13 protein-coding genes and 1 other annotated feature are annotated in these 18,535 nt (G+C 45.7%); of the genes, 6 read left to right on the top strand and 7 right to left on the bottom strand.

Features of this window, described 5'->3' with window-relative positions; translation table 11 throughout:
* Positions 1 to 15: 15 nt before the first annotated feature.
* Both V6C11_RS16060 and trpE read right to left on the bottom strand, forming a co-directional pair.
* The gene (locus V6C11_RS16060; protein WP_333532211.1) at positions 16 to 606 is read right to left on the bottom strand and encodes an anthranilate synthase component II; all 591 of its coding nucleotides are present in this window, start codon (positions 604 to 606) and stop codon (positions 16 to 18) included.
* Positions 603 to 2,039 carry an anthranilate synthase component I gene (gene trpE, locus V6C11_RS16065; RefSeq protein WP_333532212.1) on the bottom strand — a complete coding sequence of 479 codons (1,437 nt, stop codon included), beginning with the start codon at positions 2,037 to 2,039 and terminating at the stop codon, positions 603 to 605. Before trpE ends, V6C11_RS16060 begins: the two co-directional genes overlap by 4 nt.
* A gap of 41 nt (positions 2,040 to 2,080) precedes the next feature.
* Positions 2,081 to 2,415, bottom strand: a binding site (T-box leader).
* A 773-nt stretch (positions 2,416 to 3,188) separates the two neighbouring features.
* On the opposite strand from trpE, the gene aroF reads away from it, so the two are divergent.
* From aroF to V6C11_RS16095, 6 genes are all read left to right on the top strand, one after another.
* Positions 3,189 to 4,190 (top strand): 3-deoxy-7-phosphoheptulonate synthase, encoded by a 1,002-nt coding sequence (gene aroF / locus V6C11_RS16070; protein ID WP_333532213.1) that lies wholly within the window; start codon positions 3,189 to 3,191, stop codon positions 4,188 to 4,190.
* Positions 4,191 to 4,208: 18 nt separating this feature from the next.
* Entirely contained in the window at positions 4,209 to 5,309 is a 1,101-nt protein-coding gene (locus V6C11_RS16075; protein ID WP_333532214.1) for a prephenate dehydrogenase, read from the top strand.
* Between the two features lie 14 nt (positions 5,310 to 5,323).
* The gene (gene aroA, locus V6C11_RS16080) at positions 5,324 to 6,601 is read left to right on the top strand and encodes a 3-phosphoshikimate 1-carboxyvinyltransferase (protein WP_333532215.1); all 1,278 of its coding nucleotides are present in this window, start codon (positions 5,324 to 5,326) and stop codon (positions 6,599 to 6,601) included.
* A gap of 268 nt (positions 6,602 to 6,869) precedes the next feature.
* Entirely contained in the window at positions 6,870 to 8,012 is a 1,143-nt protein-coding gene (gene aroC / locus V6C11_RS16085) for a chorismate synthase (protein ID WP_333532216.1), read from the top strand.
* Positions 7,988 to 9,046: a 3-dehydroquinate synthase gene (gene aroB / locus V6C11_RS16090; protein ID WP_333532217.1), complete on the top strand. Its 1,059-nt coding sequence runs from the start codon at positions 7,988 to 7,990 to the stop codon at positions 9,044 to 9,046. The genes aroC and aroB overlap by 25 nt, the downstream gene beginning before the upstream one ends.
* Positions 9,047 to 9,101: 55 nt before the next feature.
* Positions 9,102 to 9,866 carry a shikimate kinase gene (locus tag V6C11_RS16095; protein ID WP_333532218.1) on the top strand — a complete coding sequence of 255 codons (765 nt, stop codon included), beginning with the start codon at positions 9,102 to 9,104 and terminating at the stop codon, positions 9,864 to 9,866.
* Between the two features lie 56 nt (positions 9,867 to 9,922).
* On the opposite strand, the gene V6C11_RS16100 is transcribed toward V6C11_RS16095, so the two are convergent.
* The 5 genes from V6C11_RS16100 to V6C11_RS16120 form a co-directional block, all read right to left on the bottom strand.
* Positions 9,923 to 10,123 (bottom strand): CopZ family metallochaperone, encoded by a 201-nt coding sequence (locus V6C11_RS16100; protein WP_333532219.1) that lies wholly within the window; start codon positions 10,121 to 10,123, stop codon positions 9,923 to 9,925.
* A 14-nt stretch (positions 10,124 to 10,137) separates the two neighbouring features.
* Positions 10,138 to 12,525, bottom strand: coding sequence for a heavy metal translocating P-type ATPase (locus V6C11_RS16105; protein WP_333532220.1), 2,388 nt, complete (start codon positions 12,523 to 12,525; stop codon positions 10,138 to 10,140).
* Positions 12,526 to 12,542: 17 nt separating this feature from the next.
* Positions 12,543 to 12,872, bottom strand: coding sequence for a metal-sensitive transcriptional regulator (locus V6C11_RS16110; protein WP_333532329.1), 330 nt, complete (start codon positions 12,870 to 12,872; stop codon positions 12,543 to 12,545).
* 458 nt (positions 12,873 to 13,330) lie between these two features.
* Positions 13,331 to 14,407: a branched-chain amino acid aminotransferase gene (locus tag V6C11_RS16115; protein ID WP_333532221.1), complete on the bottom strand. Its 1,077-nt coding sequence runs from the start codon at positions 14,405 to 14,407 to the stop codon at positions 13,331 to 13,333.
* A gap of 156 nt (positions 14,408 to 14,563) precedes the next feature.
* Complete coding sequence (locus tag V6C11_RS16120) at positions 14,564 to 18,367, bottom strand: response regulator (RefSeq protein WP_333532222.1); 3,804 nt, start codon at positions 18,365 to 18,367, stop codon at positions 14,564 to 14,566.
* Positions 18,368 to 18,535: the final 168 nt, after the last annotated feature.

The following is an 18,535-nucleotide window of genomic DNA, read 5'->3' on the forward strand; positions in this document are numbered from 1 at the left end:
TCTCCTCCGCTCATCTCAGCTCTGCTGCTGATTCATTTCATCCCAAACACCCAGATAGTTTTGCAGCAGCACCTTACCCTGCTCGGTCAGCACGGATTCCGGATGAAACTGCAGACCGTATACCTCAAAGGCCTGGTGCTTCATGCCCATCACGGTCCCATCCAAGGTCTGTGCGGTAACCTCCAACACCGGCGGCAGGCTTTTTCGTTCAATGACCAGGGAATGGTAGCGGGCTGCACGCAGGGGGTTGGGCATTCCCGCAAACAACCCTTGACCGTTATGCAGCACCGGCGAAGCCTTGCCGTGGATTACCTGGTCCGCCTTTACAATGGACGCACCATAGGCAGCACCAATGGCCTGGTGGCCAAGGCAAATCCCCAGCAGCGGTACTTTGCCTGCCAGCTTACGTACCAGTTCCACACAAATACCTGCCTCTTCGGGCCGGCCCGGTCCGGGGGACAGAACAATCCCTCTGGCCCCGGCTGCAACAACCGCCTGGACTGACAGGGCATCATTTCTGACCACTTCAACCTCTGGGTATAATTCCCCCAAGGCCTGGTACAGGTTATAGGTAAAGGAGTCATAATTATCGATGAGGATAATCACGCCAACACCTCCTTTAAGGCCATGGCCTTGTTTAATGTTTCCTGATATTCCATTTCCGGCACCGAATCGTAAACAATGCCCGCTCCCGCCTGAACATAGGCCTGCCCGTCTTTAAAAACAATGGTGCGAATGGCAATACACATGTCCAGGTTGCCGGTATAAGCCAGATACCCCACCGCACCGGCATAAATGCCACGCCTCACCTCCTCCAAATCATCAATAATGGTCATGGCACTGATTTTAGGAGCACCGGAAACAGTGCCTGCCGGCAAGCAGGCAATCAGCGCATCAAAACCAGTCCGATCCGGCCGCAGCTGACCCGTTACGGTGGAAACCAGATGCATCACATGGGAATAGAAATCCACCTCCAGCCACCGCTCAACCTTGACACTGCCAAAACAGGCTACTTTACCCAGGTCATTCCTTCCCAAGTCCACTAACATCACATGCTCAGCCAACTCCTTTGCATCGCTCAGGAGTTCTTCCTTCATTCTTGCGTCTGCCTCCGGATTCTGACCCCGGGGCCGGGTGCCGGCAATGGGGTTTGTCTTGACCAACTTATCCTGGACACAAACCAGACTCTCGGGTGAGGCACCCACCACCTGATAGGTGCCAAAATCAATATAAAAAAGATAGGGTGACGGATTCAGCCCACGTAGTTTGCGGTAGGCCACAAAGGGGTCTGCACTTGTCTCAATGGTAAACCTCTGTGATAGAACAACTTGAAATGCATCTCCCTCTTGAATGTGTTCCTTTGCCTTTCTGACTTTGTCACAAAATTGCTCCTTGGTGCAGCCAGCCCTTATCCGCAATGGACCCTCGGATGCCGCCAAGGGATGCAGCTGGTTCCTGGTTCTCAGCCTGCTTTGCCTTAATTTCAGCCGCTCAACCACTGCCTCATAGGTTATGTCTTGATCCGGCCTGACGTTATATACCAGGTGAACCAGATGATGGTAATGGTCATAAATCATAACTTCCTGATAAAACATGAGGCAGGCTTCCGGGGTTTGTAATTGATCAAAGTTTTGATCCGGAATTTTTTCATATTGACGGCTGTAATCATAGCCCAGATAACCGATTCCACCACCCATAAAGGGAGGCATTTCACCACTGCCGTGATCCTGCACGGACGGCATCAGTTGTTCGACAATTTGGAGCAACTGGCCTTGACTTACCGTGGTTTTGCCCTTTTCTTCGATGGTAACCCGGTCCCCGCTGCTGTAAATTGTCCGATAGGGATTACACCCCAACAGGGAATAACGTCCCCATCTTTTGCCGTTTTCCGCACTCTCCAGCAAAAACTTACGCTCCCCTTCTAAGCTGTAAAACAAGCTGATGGGGGTTAACTCGTCGGCCATAAAGGTCAACATTACCGGCACAAGCAAATTTGCCGCCTTGCCTTTTAAAAATTCCGTTTTTTCGGGATGGATCAAGCTATCCGCTCCTTTCTTAACATAAAAAAGCACAACTCATCCCATGGGACGAGTTGCGCTCGCGGTGCCACCCAAATGCAGCCGGTATTCAGGTAAAAAACAGACAGTTCGACGCTCCGGTATAAAAAAAGCATTTCATCCCTTAGGACGAAATGCTTACGCATCCGCTGTGCCACCTAAATACAGCCATCTTAGCCAGGTACGGAAAAAATTCGATACCCTGTCTTTTTAACGGTAGACTACCGGTTACGGCTACTGCAACTTCGCCTCACTTCTCCCAGGTCCATTCAACAGCAACCGTGGCACCGGATTCACACCATCGCCGGCTCTCTGTTCCCTAAGTTCGCTGCCTACTCTTCCTGTTCATCGAATTTAATTTATTCAACAATTGTTAAGTACAAAGTATAACTTCCTTTCCCGAAAAGTCAAGAAAAAAATAATAACAAAAATTGTTTACAATTCCACACATTAATAATATAATGTCCGATAACAATATTAAAAAATTATTGCAGGTGAACATCATGTTAGAGAATAAACAACGGGCTTGTCAACTTGATAACGGTTATTGGTGCAGCTTTTTTACCCAAGGCTATTACTTTAGCGTTGGTTATTTTGCTTTCACCAAAAACTGTATAAAAGACAAATCCTTTGGGGGAATCTCTGGCACGCTGGAATGATATAAAATATCTTTATTAGGTTCTTTATATTTATTTATCGGATTATACAGCAAAGAAGAGGTTCTTGATCAAGAGCCTCTTCTTTTTTTACTAAACTCGTGTGGCAAAATTCGGATTTACAGGAGGTCAATCATGTCAATCGTTATGAGAATCAGTCAACCGCAAAACGGTTATTGGTGCAACTTTTTTACCCAAGGCTATTACTTTAGCGTTGGTTATTTTGCCTTCACCAAAAAACCTTATACCTGACAAACTCTTTAAAGAATCCTAGCCGTGACCAATTTGATATAAAAAACCCAGCGTAGGGATTTTATATTTATCTGGATACGCTTAAGAAGAGGTTCTTTCTAAGAGCCTCTTCTTTTTTTTGAATCCTTGCAAAAATCACAGTAGGGCATTTTCCGCTTCTAATTTTTAACCTTGGTTCGGGCTATGTCGTATCCGCATTATTTATTTCTTAGGAGGTAACGTTATGTTAATTGTTCTCAGATCAAAGGCCCCGCAGGAAGAAGTGGAGAAAATTCACCATGGGTTGCTGCAAATGGCAGTAGAAAGTTCCTTTGTTGCCGGACCCCAGCAAAGTGTTTTTGCCTTAACCGGAGATACCAGCAAACTGAACCTGACAGCGATCACAACCAACCAATATGTTGAAAAAGTAATGAACATTCAACAGCCCTATATGCTGGCCAGCCGTACCTTCCAGCCCTCCGATACCACCATTGAAATTGGCGGTTGTAAAATCGGCGGCGGCCACAGGGCCGTCATCGCAGGACCCTGCTCGGTGGAAAGTGAGGAGCAAATGATCCAAACAGCCACCCTTGTGCAAAGTCATGGGGCCTCTATGCTGAGGGGCGGGGCTTACAAACCCCGCACCTCACCTTACAGTTTTCAGGGCTTAGGGGAAACAGGACTAAAGATACTGGCCAGGGCTAGGGAAGCCACCGGCCTGCCCTTTGTAACAGAAGTGATGTGCTTGGAAACCTTTGATCTGGTTGAGGCCTATGCAGATGTCATCCAAATTGGCACAAGGAATATGCAGAACTTTCCGCTGCTAAAAAGAGCCGGCAAAAGCACGAAACCCATTCTGCTAAAACGGGGACTAAGCGCTACCTTGGAAGAATTTCTGATGTCCGCGGAATACATTATGGCCGGCGGCAACTACAATGTCATCCTATGTGAGCGAGGTATCCGAACCTTTGATACCTATACCCGAAATACCCTTGATATCAGCCTGATTCCGGCGGTTAAAGAGCTCAGCCATTTGCCCATTATTGTTGACCCCAGCCATGCCTGCGGCAAATGGTCCATGGTGGAACCCTTAGCCAAGGCTGCCATAGCCGCCGGGGCAGACGGACTGATTATCGAAGTGCATCATCAGCCGGAACAGGCCTTATGCGATGGAGCCCAATCCCTAAAACCCCAAAAATTTGGCTCCCTCATGTCCTCTGTCTTCAAAATGATGGGCACAGTATAATAACACAGCGAGGTAATTATGAACAGTTTTAAAAATATTATGATTCTTGGCCTGGGACTAATTGGTGGTTCCATGGCCTTGGCCCTTAAAAATTCCGGCTTTCCAGGCAAGATCATCGGTTTTGATTTAGACAGGGAAAACCTCTACGGAGCCTTAGGGGCCAGCGCCATTGACATTGCAGCAGAAACCCTGCCGGCAGCCCTTGGCTATCCGGGGCTGGTTATTGTGGCCATACCTTTAGGTGCTTATCCAGAAACCTTTCAGGCAATGGCCCGTATCATTGGTGATCAGGAGATGGTCGTTACGGATGTGGGCAGTGTTAAAACCCACATTCATGACCTAGCCTGTCAGCATCTTCCACCGACGGTACCTTTTATTGGCGGACACCCCATGTCCGGCTCAGAAAAGGGAGGCTTTCCGGCAGCTACCCCTTACTTATTTGAAAATGCCTATTATTTTTTAACCCCGGCCAAGCAAGAGAATCAGCCGGTTATGGCCGCCTTGATGGAGGTCATCCAAAGCATGGGTGCTCTGCCGGTCCTGATATCGCCGGCTGAACATGATCGTATTGTGGCACAAATAAGTCATGCGCCCCATGTATTGGCATCGTTATTAGCCAATACCTTGGCCGGCAACGACTCCCTTCGTCATTCTGCCTTTGTTGGAGGCGGCTTTCGCGACACCACCCGCATTGCCTCTGGCAACCCTGATCTCTGGAAGGATATTTTAATTTATAACAAGCGAGAAGTTTTGCTGGCACTGCAAACCATCGAAAATATACTGGCCGAAGTAAAAGACATCGTACGGGAGCAAGATCAAGCCAAATTGCTTGAATTTTTCCAGAGGGCCAAATTAATCCGCGATGGTCTACCCAAGCATGGCAAGGATTATTTACCCGTTCTTTATAACATCATCGTAGATGTTCAAGACAGACCGGGAATTATCGGCCAATTAACCAAGATTGTCGGTGACCACCATTTAAATATCCGGGAAATAGAAATTCTGCATGTACGTGACAACGCCAGGGGGGCCCTTCGCATCGGCTTTACCACTGCCAAGGAACAGTCCTTTGCCACACAATTATTGGCAGCCCAAAACTTTGTTGTTACCTGTGTCTAAGGAGGTTTTCATCCATGCTGATTATCCATAAAATCGGAAAAATCTTTGGTACGATGACAGTGCCCGGTGATAAATCCATCTCGCACCGAGCCGTTATGCTGGCCGCCATCAGCAAAGGAAAAAGTATGCTTGAGGGTCTTTCAGACGGACAGGACTGTTTAAGCACCATCCACTGTTTTCGGGCCCTGGGCATTGATATCATACCAAAGGGGCAAGGGTTAGAAATAGCAGGCAAGGGACTTTACGGCTTACAAGAACCCTTGGAGATACTGGATGCGGGAAACTCCGGCACCACCATGCGGCTGCTGTCCGGTATCTTGGCCGGACAAAATTTTTTAAGCATTCTCACCGGCGACCAATCCTTACGGCAGCGTCCGATGGACCGGGTAGCATTGCCCTTAAAGCAAATGGGAGCCCATGTGGATGGCAGGGTAGCGGGAAAATACGCACCCTTAGTGATCCGGGGCGGCACTTTACAAGGTATTACCTGGCAAACTCCCGTAGCCAGCGCCCAAATAAAATCGGCCATTCTGCTGGCAGGACTATACGCCACTGATCAAACCACTGTGCAAGAACCAATCCTGTCGCGGGATCATACCGAACGCATGTTAGCCCATTTCGGTATGCCTGTGGAACGCAGGGGCACGGCTGTTACGGTCAGCAGTGGCATTTTAGAAGGACAGTATCTTAAAGTACCGGGGGATATTTCCTCAGCTGCTTTCTTCATCGTTGCCGCCGCCGCTCAGCCCGGCTCGCAGTTAGTTATTAAAAATGTCGGACTTAACCCTACCCGAACAGGAATTATTGATGTTTTATGCCAAATGGGGGCAGATATTAAAATAGACAATCGATCCAGCAGCGGCAGTGAAGAAACCGGCGACCTTATCATCCAAGGTGCGACCCTGCAGGGCACAGAAGTTAATCCGAAGATCGTCCCCCGTTTAATCGATGAAATTCCTGTTTTGGCCGTTGCGGCTGCCTTAGCCCAGGGTGTGACACGCATTAAGGGGGCCGCTGAACTCAAGGTCAAAGAATCCAATCGTTTGGCCGCTATGGCCAGCGAACTGCGGAAAATGGGTGTTAAAATTTGCGAACTGCCTGACGGACTGGAAATTGAAGGGCCAACTAACCTGCGGGGTACCGCCGTCAACAGTTACCACGATCATCGCATCGCCATGGCGATGGCCATTTGCGGCCTTTTTGCTCAGGGCGAAACAATGATTGCCGATAGTGCCTGCATTGACATCTCCTTTCCGGGTTTTTACTCTTTGCTGCGCCAGGTCGCCAGGTAACACACACCAAGAGGTGAAATGATGAAATTGGGTTATCTTGGGCCTGCCGGGTCCTATCGTTCGCATTAATTTGACTCGCATTGAGTCCCGCCCGGCCAAGCACCGAATGGGTAAGTATATTTTCTACAATGACCTTTTAGGGCATTACCAAGATGATTTAAGGGCCGGGGTTTTGCAGGAGATCAACAGGCAGGTCTGCTGGCTTAAAGTACTCGGCTCATATCCAAGGGATACCGGAGAATCTAAAGGCAGGTAGGAGGTTAAGGTTATGCTGCGTTTTTTAACCGGCGGCGAATCGCACGGCCCAGGTTTAATGGGCATTATTGAAGGATTCCCCGCCCAAGTGGCTATTAACCCGGATGCCATCAACCGTGATCTGGCCCGCCGCCAGCATGGCTATGGCCGGGGTGGCCGCATGAAAATCGAATCAGACAAAATACAAATTTTATCCGGACTGCGGGGCGGTAAAACCCTCGGTAGTCCACTGAGCTTTACCATTGTTAACAAAGACTATGAAAACTGGCTGCCCTATATGGACCCCTGTCAGATTGACGGAGAAAGTAAAAAAGTCACCGCGCCCCGACCGGGCCACGCTGACTTGCCTGGCAGCATCAAATATGGCTTTGACGACATTCGCAATGTACTGGAACGCAGCAGTGCCCGTGAAACTGCCGCCCGGGTAGCCATTGGCAGCATCATCCGGCAACTCCTGCAAAACTTTAACATTCAGGCTGCTTGTCATGTGGTAAGCATCGGGGGTATCGCCGTCAATACCCTTAACCCCTCTTTTCATGATTTAGCCAAGGCCGAGCAATCACCGGTTCGTGTCATTGACAGCCAAGCCGCCGAAAGGATCATGAAGCTGATTGACCAAACTAAAATGGAAGGTGAGTCCTTGGGTGGTGTATTTGAAATTATGATTACGGGTGTACCGGTGGGACTTGGCAGCTACGTGCAGTGGGATCGTAAACTGGATGCCCGGCTGGCCTATGCGCTCCAAAGCATTCAGGGAATTAAAGGTGTCGAATTTGGCGGCGGTTTTGCCTGTGCTGCGCAAAGGGGTTCCCAGGTCCATGATGAAATATTTTATCATTCTGACCGGGGCTATTATCGCCGGACGAACCATGCCGGCGGTATCGAAGGCGGCATGTCTAACGGGCAGCCTATCGTTATCCGTTGCGCCATGAAACCCATCCCAACCTTAACCAAGCCATTACGCACCGTAGATATTAACACCAAGCAACCCTGCACAGCCGCCATTGAGCGCAGTGATATCTGCGCCGTACCAGCCGCCGCCGTGGTCGGCGAAGCAGTGGCCCTTACCGTTATCGGAGAAGAATTTCTGCGCAAATGCAGCGGCGACAGTCTGGAGGAGATAACAAAGCAATGGAAACACTGGCAGTCTCTTTAGGAGAAAAAAGTTACAATATCTATATTAAAGAGGGTATCCTGGCCGATCTGGCCGCCTATAGCGGCGTGGCTGACAAATGGTTTATTCTTACCGACGAAAACCTGGATCGTTTATACGGTACAGCCCTGGCCGCCGCCCTGGAGGGTCTGCCCTATGCAAAATTTGTGCTGCCGCCGGGTGAAACAAGCAAAAGCTTTCATATGGTAGAAACAATCATTGATGCGATGCTGGCTGCCGGTCTTACCCGCCATTCGGCGATCATCGCCTTTGGCGGCGGCGTTGTGGGTGATCTGGCGGGGTTTTGCGCCTCCATTTATATGAGAGGCATTCGCTACCTGCAAATACCCACCACCTTATTAGCCCAAGTGGACAGCAGTGTCGGCGGCAAAACCGGCATCAATGTAAGTCAGGGCAAAAATATGGCCGGTACTTTTTATCAGCCCCAGGTGGTACTCATTGATACCGGGTTGCTGGCAACCCTGCCCCAGAGGGAGTTTACCGCAGGTCTGGGCGAGGTCATTAAATATGGCCTGATTTATGATTATCAGTTGCTACAAAGCATTAAAAATAATTTTGTTCGATTTTACAACCTGGATTTTGCCGCCTTGAACAGCCTGATTAGACAATGCTGCCAAATTAAGGCCAGCATTGTGGGACAGGACGAAACCGAAAGGGACCTTCGCAAAATCTTAAACTTCGGCCATACCATTGGCCACGCCATTGAAACCTTGACCCATTATCAGCGTTATTTACACGGTGAAGCGGTATTAATCGGGATGCATTATGAAAGCCTGTTGGCTAAAAAGATGAATCTCATTTCCGAAGCATACAGCCAGGAAATTGCGGATTTGATTGGCAGGACGAACATATCTGCTGATCTAACGGATTTTTCCCTAACCAGTCTGGTAGAACAGATGCGTACAGACAAAAAAAATCAGGACGGTATCCTTTCCTTCATTTTGCCAACGGGCTTGGGGCGCGTTACCGAATACACCTTGACACCTCAACAAACCCTTGCATTGCTTAGCAGATAAAGGAACCGAAATAAGATATAACCGATAAACGATAAAACACAGGCAGGTGTAGTGAATGCTGGATGTACTGCGAGCAGAAATTGATCAGTGTGACTCGATCCTTGCGGAAGCATTAGGCCGACGCTTTCTGGCCGCTGCCCGCATGGCCGCCTATAAAAAAGAATGCGGCATGGCTGTTTATCAGCCCGAACGGGAAGCTGCTGTTTTAAACAAACTTGCCGCTAACCTGAAAAATCAAATATACGGAGCGGAAATACAAGAACTGTACCAACACATTTTCCAACTGAGCCGCCGGGTGCAGAGCCGGCAGGTATTTTCCTCTAACATCGTTCTCATCGGCTTTATGGGCAGCGGCAAAACAACCCTGGGCCGTCACCTGGCTAAAATCAGCGGTTTTACCTTTTACGATGTGGATCGTATGATCGAACAGCAAACCGGCCAATCAATCCCAAACATTTTCAGTATGCATGGGGAAAAATATTTTCGCGCCCGGGAGCGGGAAGTTATTGAACGCCTTAGCACAGTAGAACAGGCTATTATTTCCTGCGGCGGCGGCGTTGTCATCGAGGACGCCAATGTAACTTGCCTCAAACAAAGGGGTAAACTCATCTGGCTTAAAGCAGAGCCGGCAACTCTTTTGGCGCGGCTAAGGCATCAGCATGACCGTCCGTTGCTTAAAGATAAAAGCCTTGCGGACATCAAAAGCCTGCTCCAAGAACGTCTTCGTCTATATAGCGCCGCCGCTGATTACGAAGTAACAACCGATGGGAAATCGATCTCTGCCATCGGCGATGCTATCCTTGGTCTGCCCTTTGTTTAATGTCAGACAACTAAGCTGACGTCAAATTCTTGGCGTCAGCTTAGTATGCCTTGTGATCATCCGACTACTTCGTAGCCTGCCTCTTCAATGGCTTTGGCTAATTCTTCCCTTGGGGCTGTGCCAGCTACCACAACCTCTTTTTGTCCTAGATCTACCTTCACATCTGCCACCCCAGCAACGGCCTTGAGGGCCTTTTCCACAGCAGCCTGGCAATGACCACAACTCATTCCTTCTACCTTAAGTAAAATCTCACTCATTTGATCACCTCCCTTCAAGCCGTAGGGTCATATCTCTTTAACAGCAATGAATTTGTTACCACCGATACGGAACTAAAGGCCATCGCTGCCCCGGCCATTACCGGAGTAAATAAGCCAAAAACCGCCAGGGGTATACCAATGATGTTATAAAAGAAAGCCCAAAAGAGGTTCTGTCTAATTTTTCGTAAGGTCTGCCTGGATAGTCTGATGGCCGAGGCAATGGTTCTTAAATCACCGCGCATCAAGGTAATCGCTGCACTCTCGATGGCCACGTCTGTACCAGTACCGATGGCCATTCCTACATCTGCCGTGGCCAGTGCCGGTGCATCATTAATGCCGTCACCGACCATCGCCACAACCTTGCCGGCATTCTTTAGTTTCTCAACTTCTTCCGCTTTGTGTTCTGGCAATACCTCTGCAATAACCTGATCAATGCCCACCTGGCCAGCAATGGCCTCCGCTGTACGTCTTTGGTCGCCGGTCAGCATATATACTGCCAGTCCCATTTTTTTCAGTTCAGCAATGGCTTCTTGGGCATTGTCCTTTACGGTATCCGCCACCGCCACTAATCCTGCCAGATTTCCACTGGTCATGGCAATCATGACGGTCTTTCCTTCCTCTTCCCACTTATTTTTTTCTGTTCTTACAGATGCTAAATCAATATTTAAAGCACTGGCTAAGGCTTCATTTCCGATATACCAGACATCTTGTCCCAGATTGAATCGAATCCCTTTACCCGGCAGGGCCTCGAATTCAGTGGTTTCTAATAATGTCAGCTGACGCCCCTGGGCTTCCTTAATGATGGCCTGCCCCAATGGGTGCTCAGATTTTTTCTCCCCAGAGGCAACGGCCTGTAAAACCTCGTTTTCACGAAAGGACGGTAAAACAAATAAATTTGTGAGGGATGGTTCCCCTTTGGTAATGGTGCCTGTTTTATCCAGTACGATTGTATTCAATCGACCAGCTCTTTCCAGATGCTCACCACCTTTAATTAATATCCCCTTTTCTGCACCAACTCCCGTGCCTACCATAATGGCGGTAGGTGTTGCCAATCCCAAGGCACAAGGACAAGCTATGACCAATACTGTGGTCATGTGGATTAATGCTTCCGTAACACCATAACCGGCTAAATACCAACCGATAAAGGTGAAGATAGCAATGGCTACCACCGCTGGCACAAAAATACCGGAAACCCGGTCAGCCAATCTTTGAATCGGTGCCTTAGAACCCTGGGCTGCTTCTACCATGCGTATGATCTGCGCGAGAGTGGTATCTTTGCCAACCTTGGTGGCGCGGAAAGTGAAGCTGCCTTGTTTATTTACCGCTGCCCCCACAACTTCGTCATCCGGTCCTTTTTCCACTGGGATGCTTTCACCGGTTAACATGGATTCGTCCACATTGGATAAACCCTCTATGACCACGCCATCCACGGGAATTCTTTCCCCGGGGCGAACCAGGATGACATCCCCCACTTCTACTTCCTCAATGGGGGTATCCACCTCCACACCGGCCCTGATTACTCTGGCAGTATTGGGCTGTAACCCCATTAATTTTTTGATGGCTTCGGAGGTTTTCCCTTTAGCTATAGCCTCTAGTAATTTCCCTAGTAATATAAGGGTAATAACAACGGCTGCTGATTCAAAGTACAGGGGAGTCAAATCCTTTATCACGGCAATTAGGCTATAGAAATAAGCCACTGAAGTTCCCAATACCACCAATACATCCATATTGGCGCCGCCTGTTTTTAGGGCATGATAAGCACCCCGATAAAATTGTCCTCCGGCGTAAAACTGTACCGGTGTTGCTAAGATCAGTTGAATCCACGGATCAATCATAAACTGATGCCAACCCAACACCTCAGCCACCATCATCCAGGCCAATGGCAGAGATAAAACCGTGGCCAAGACAAACTTAAAAATCATGCGGCGAATTTCCCTTTGATGTGCCTGTTGTTCCCGATCTCTGGAATCATCTGTGACCTTCTGGGCCCCATAACCGAGCTTTTCTACCGTTTTACGTATTTCACCTATATTGGTTAAACCGGAAATATACTCTACGGCTGCCCGACCTGTGGCCAAATTTACGGAGGCCCTTTGTACACCGGACAAGGAATTTAGCCTTTTTTCCACTCTGGCAGAGCAAGCAGCACAAGTCATGCCTGAAATGGCCAACTCAACTGTTTCCACTGGTACGTCATAACCAAGATCACGTACCTTGTCGATAATATTCTCTACCTTGGTTTGACTGGCATCATAGGATACCACAGCCTTTTCCGTAGCAAGATTTACACTGGCCTCTAGGATCCCCGGTGTCTTTTTTAGCACCCGCTCTACCCGGCTAGAACAGGCGGCACAGGTCATACCGGATACAGGGAGAGTGCAAGTCGTTAATTTTTGCTCCATTCCTCTTTCACCCCTCATCATCTCATCATTTTAAAAATTGTTTTTAATACTTCATCGATCACTTGCTCATCACCAGCCTGAAGCTGCTCCTTGATGCAGGACTTCATATGTTTTTCTAACAATAATTTGGCCACTCCATGCAAAGCAGAGTTGGCTGAGGAAATCTGATTTAATATTTCATCACAGTAAGCATGTCTTTCTATCATGCCTTTAATACCGCGTAATTGCCCCTCTATGCGGTTAATCCTATTTACAAGCTCTTTGATTGTCTTTTCATCATGGTGACTGAGCCTATTCTTCATTTCTTCCTGACAACCTAGACAGGAAGCCCTTTTATCGCTGTCCATTCTGATCACCGCCTTTACCAAAATAGTATACCCCCCTACCCTATATGTCAATGCATAAAATAAAAAAGCACCGGATTTAACCGATGCTACTTAATAAATTGCAATTCTCTTAGACTTTTATATTTTCTCTTGTATGTTTTACCTACATTTTTCTGCTCTTCATAAATGATTAGGAAGGCATTCACTTCATCTTCAGATATTTTTCTATTTAATTGAAGATAATTCAAAAAACACATGAGCATGTCATCGTTTTCACATAATAACTCGTGCAATTTGTACATTATAAATGACCCACCTCCCCTTTTGTAAAAAAAATCTGTCATTTATTTTGCAAATTCTACATTTCACAAGCATAATCCTTTTTTTGTACGAATTTTTAATAAAAAAGATAAAAAAACAGAAGGACACGGTGCCTTCTGTTTTTTTATCTTTTTTTATTGCCTTGGTCTGCTTCGTTTTTAATATCTGCCAATTTCCCTAACCCAACCGAAGGGGTCTTTCTCCCTACCATATTGTATATTAACAAGTTTATCATAAAGCATTTGAGTCACCGAACCAACCTGGTCGGCATTGATTGTATACTCTTTTTCTTTATAATATAAAGAACCAACCGGGGAAATTACAGCCGCAGTACCGGAACCAAAGGCTTCGGTAATATCTCCCGTGTTAATTCCCTCAATCACTTCGTCAATGCTTATTAATCTTTCTTCTGTTTCCAGACCAAGATAATTGGCAAGCTCTAATACAGAGGCACGAGTAATACCCGGTAAAATGGAGCCAGTTAACTTAGGAGTTACTAACTTATTACCAAAAACAAAGAACATATTCATGGCGCCAACTTCTTCTACATATTTGCGCTCACGACCATCCAACCACAGTACTTGAGAATATCCCTTTTGTTGAGCCCGATGGCCTGCCATTAAACTGGCAGCATAGTTGCCACCTGTTTTAACGTCACCAACACCACCTATATTTGCCCTTATATAGGTATCTTCTACATAAAGCTTTACCGGCTTAAATCCACCCTTATAGTAGGCCCCAACCGGACTTATAATAATGAAAAAGATATATTCCCTGGATGGATGAACCCCTAGAAAAGGTTCCGTTGCAATCATAGCGGGACGGAGATAAAGGGAGGTTCCTGGTTGCTTAGGCAGCCACCTTTTTTCCTCCAATACCAGTTCCGTAATTGCTTGCATGATATCTTCCTCAGGAATGGTGGGCATAACCAAACGTGCCGCAGACCGATTCAACCTTCTAGCATTTTGATCCGGCCTAAATAAAAGGATTCTGCCATCCTCCGCGGCATAGGCCTTTAATCCTTCGAAAATTTCCTGGGAATAATGTAATACGCAGGATGAAGGGTCGAGATGAAAGGGCTTATATTTTTCGATACGGGGTTCCATCCATGCATTATCTGTATATCTCATAGTAAACATACGATCAGTAAAGATGCTGCCAAATACCAGTTTGGATTCGTCTTGATAAAGAGGTTTTTGTTCGTTGTCCCCTAGTTGCTCTAAGGTAATTTTCATAATATTCACACTCCTGTTTTATAGCAACCCTGTTCTTATTTTAAAACATTCTTTCCGGGGATTCAATTATCCTTTGCATGGACTAATTAATGTTTTCACAAAATATCAATAGGGAATGCCGCAAAACATCGTGGTAAGCGACATCCCCTATTTAGTTTATGAGATATTTTCTTGCAGTACCGCTTTATATAGTTCCTGTAATTGATCCACTAGTTCTTTTAATAATACCCCATCTTCATTGATGGCTGCCTTTTCGATGGCTGCCCCACTGATTGTGAATTCAGGAAAACCATAAGCTCCCCCTGATCCCTTTAAACCATGCCCAATATAGCGAATAGTAGGAAAATCATTGCTCTCCACAGCTTGTTTGAGCCTTGCCATTTCTTCCTCTAGATCATGTAGATACCAGGGTATCAGCGCTTCAATCCCTTTATCCCGGGTTCGCCCTTTTTTGCCTGCCTCCCCGGATAAAGCAAGATATTGTTTGATCGTCTGAATTAATTCATCTCGTTTTACTGGTTTGGCCAAATATCCATTACAGCCGGCAGCAATGCATTTTTCATAATCACCTTTCATAGCGTGGGCTGTAAGGGCAATGATCGGTAGTTCCTTAAATTGATCCTGTCTGCGAATCAGACTGGTGGCCTCATAGCCATCCATAACCGGCATTTGCATATCCATTAAGATGAGATCAAATTTTTCCTGTGCCAATCTTTCTAAGGCCCGCAACCCATTTTCAACCACTGTTAGCTTAAATTCATCGGCCAATAAATGTTCTACTAAATACTGGTTAAAGTGGTTATCTTCAACCAACAATATATTAGCACTTTTCTTTTTATCATTTTTCTTGTTGCAAGAGGTCACCCCTTTTAGAAGCTCATTTAATTCTACCAATAGCATATTAGGATGGACTAAGCTTTTGTTAAGTATTTTTTCATACATATCATTAAGCCGTTGGTAATCCTCTGGGGTGAGGTCTTTTCCGGTATTGATAAGAACTGGAATCTTTCTAAAATCCAACCGAGCACGAAGACTTGCCAAAAATTCAAAGCCATCCATCCCTGGCATTAAAAGATCTAAAATGATGGCCTGAGCCCTACCCCCTTGAAGCAGGTATGCCAAGGCATCCTCTGCCCTCGTAAAGGAATGGGTTTTATAGCCGTGCTGACCAATTATCCCCTTTAGATACTGTAAGGCAGCTTCTTCATCATCGATCAGTAAAATATTAATCTTATCGTTTCTCTGCTTAGTTATAACCTTTTCCAGACGGTCAATCAGCACCCTTTCAGAAATTGGCTTCTCAATAAAATCAACTGCTCCCAAGGAAAAGGCCCTTTCCTTTTCCGGCATTACAGAACATATGACAATGGGGATTTCCCTGGTATCTTCCGAGGTTTTAATTCTTTGCAACACTTCCCAGCCAGTTAAATCCGGTAACAGGATATCAAGCATAATAACATTCGGCTGATAAATCTTTGCCAGTGTAATAGCCTCTTTTCCCTGTTCTGTGCTGATTACTGCATAACCGGCCCTTTCCAAATAGTTATGAATTAATTGTCTGGTAGTCCAATCATCTTCAACTACCAAAACCGTTCCATTTTTCACTTCCACGCCTCTGGCTTCCTGTGATTTATCCAGCTCCGTTATTTCCACTTTATCAACCGGAATATTAAAAGAAAAAACGGAACCTTTATTTACCTCACTTTTTACACGAAGTTCGCCACCCATTAGCCTTGTTAAGCTTTTACAAATCGTCAGTCCAAGACCAGTTCCCCCATATTTGCGGGTGGTGGACCCGTCTGCTTGGGTAAAGGCCTCAAAAATCAATTCCAGCTTTTCCTTCGGTATTCCAATACCAGTATCCTCGATACTAAAGAATAAATTCATCTGTTGCCCAAAAATATCCAGCACGTCGGAACCAACGGAAATTTTAACATAGCCGTTATGTGTAAACTTGGCAGCGTTGGAAATTAGGTTGCATAAAACCTGTCTTATTCTGGTAGGATCTCCCTTAAAATGATCATGGAGATTTTGTTCAATATTAATTTTTATTTCTATATTACGTGCTTGTAATCGGGATTCATTAACATTGACAGCCTCATGAATTATTTTTCGCAAACTAAAAACTCTTTCATCAATTGTTAACTTGCCCGACTCTATTTTAGAAAGGTCTAAGATATCATTAATCAGATCCATTAATTGCTCGCCGCACTGCTGAATAATCTTAATACTTTCCTGTTGTTTCGAATTTAATTCCTGTTGCATTAATACCTCGGCAAAGCCAAGGATGCCATTCATAGGGGTTCGAATCTCGTGACTCATATTGGCTAAAAACTCCGATTTGGCTTGGTTGGCCTTTTCTGCCACGAGTAATGCTTGTTCAACTTGCCTTTTTGCCTTAACCACTTCCGATATATCTACCACCATCAACAACACACCATCGTATGTTTTATCACGGTAAACCGGCTGGATGTTCATAATGACATCCTTTTCACCTAATCTCCTGGTAATCGTGGTGGGAGCACTTTTTTCGTAGCGACTATACTGTGTCACAATTTGCTGTATCTTTTTAAAGGTTTCACCACTGTGTATCTTATCTAACGTTTTCCCAATCACATCATCCCTCGTCAGATCAGACATAACAAGGCATTGTTCATTTACTTCTGTAATGATCCCATCTGCATCAGCCAATGCGATGGATGCATTCATGATGGAGATGATTGCCCTGAGTTTTGCAGCCTCTCTTTCGGTTTCTTCCTTGGCTTGTTGAAGTTTTATCTGGGTTGCTTTAACAGAAGTAATATCTTCGGCCGCCACATAAAAACCAGTAATATTTCCCTTGGGTAACCGAATGGGATTGGCGTTAATATTTAGGATCCTGCCACCTTGATTCATTTCCCCTTTCCAGGATTCACCCTGAACTAAAGAGAATAAGACTTTCTCTGCACCGGGATAGATCTCTTCGATACCCATTCCTAACAATTGTTTATATTCACTGGCAAACATATTTATGGCAGCAGGGTTAGCATAAATTAACTTACCAGCTATATCAAAAATACTTACTGATTCTATGGAGCTATTATTGGCATGCATATGCAGGCGGAGGCTTTGTTCCATTATACTACGCTCCGTAATATCTACAAAAACCTGAACCCCACCAGCATATTTACCACTGATATCATGTAGAAAGGAACCACTGGTAAGGATTTGTCTCCGTCCTTGCCTGGTTTTGATTTCCATTTGAATATCTTTAAAGGAGCCGCCCGTTGTCATAGCCTGATAAAGGTGGCACTGCTCAGGTTTAAAATCACATCCCATTAATTGAGAACATTGGGTACCTATTACATCCTCGGAACTTACATCAAAAAAAGCTGCAGCGGCAGGATTTATTTCGATAATTTTCATATCGTAATCTACCACAAAGACACACTCCATCATGCTATCGAAAATAGTTTTAAATTTATTTTTCTCATTGGTTAATCTTCGATTAATTGCCTGTAATTCTGTTAACCTAGAATCAGGGCCTTCCCCCACCCACTCACTGCAAAAACCAATTTCAAAACGGTCAAAGAAAGTATTCAATGCCTCTGAGGCCTGGGTTTGCTCCGAAATTGTCAAGTTACCTTCCTTAAGCATGTCTAAGTAGGATCGACGATAATATTTAAATAACCCCAAAAACATTTTTAAAGTAATACCCCTGGCCCTGTGAAGTTTAGCACTTTCAATGCCAAAGCTGGTCACTGGGTCCTCACCTAGTTTTTCTTCGGCATGGATCGGATCGCCCTTATAATTCTTTAGGTAATAAGACAAAGCATGAATTATTTCATGCACTGAAAGACGCCAGTCTCCTCGGCGTGTGGAACTGTATCTGGTGAACCCACCTGTTTTGGAATAATCAATTAAACGGTGGATAATTTCATCTTCCTTACGTGTGAGTAATTCAACCAGTTTCTCTCTCACGCCACTACCTCCCATAGTTTTTGATCAAATATTTAAAAGCATATCAAATTAATCTTTATTTTACTTAACTTTAATCTTACAAAACTATTAACTTTTTACAGAAGAAAATAAAAATAGTATTTGGTTAAAAATGTTTAAAAACAACTTGCTTGCTACAATATGTTTTGT

Origin of the sequence: Desulfotomaculum sp. 1211_IL3151 (assembly GCF_036763075.1) — a bacterium.
Classification (GTDB): domain Bacteria; phylum Bacillota; class Desulfotomaculia; order Desulfotomaculales; family Desulfotomaculaceae; genus Desulfotomaculum.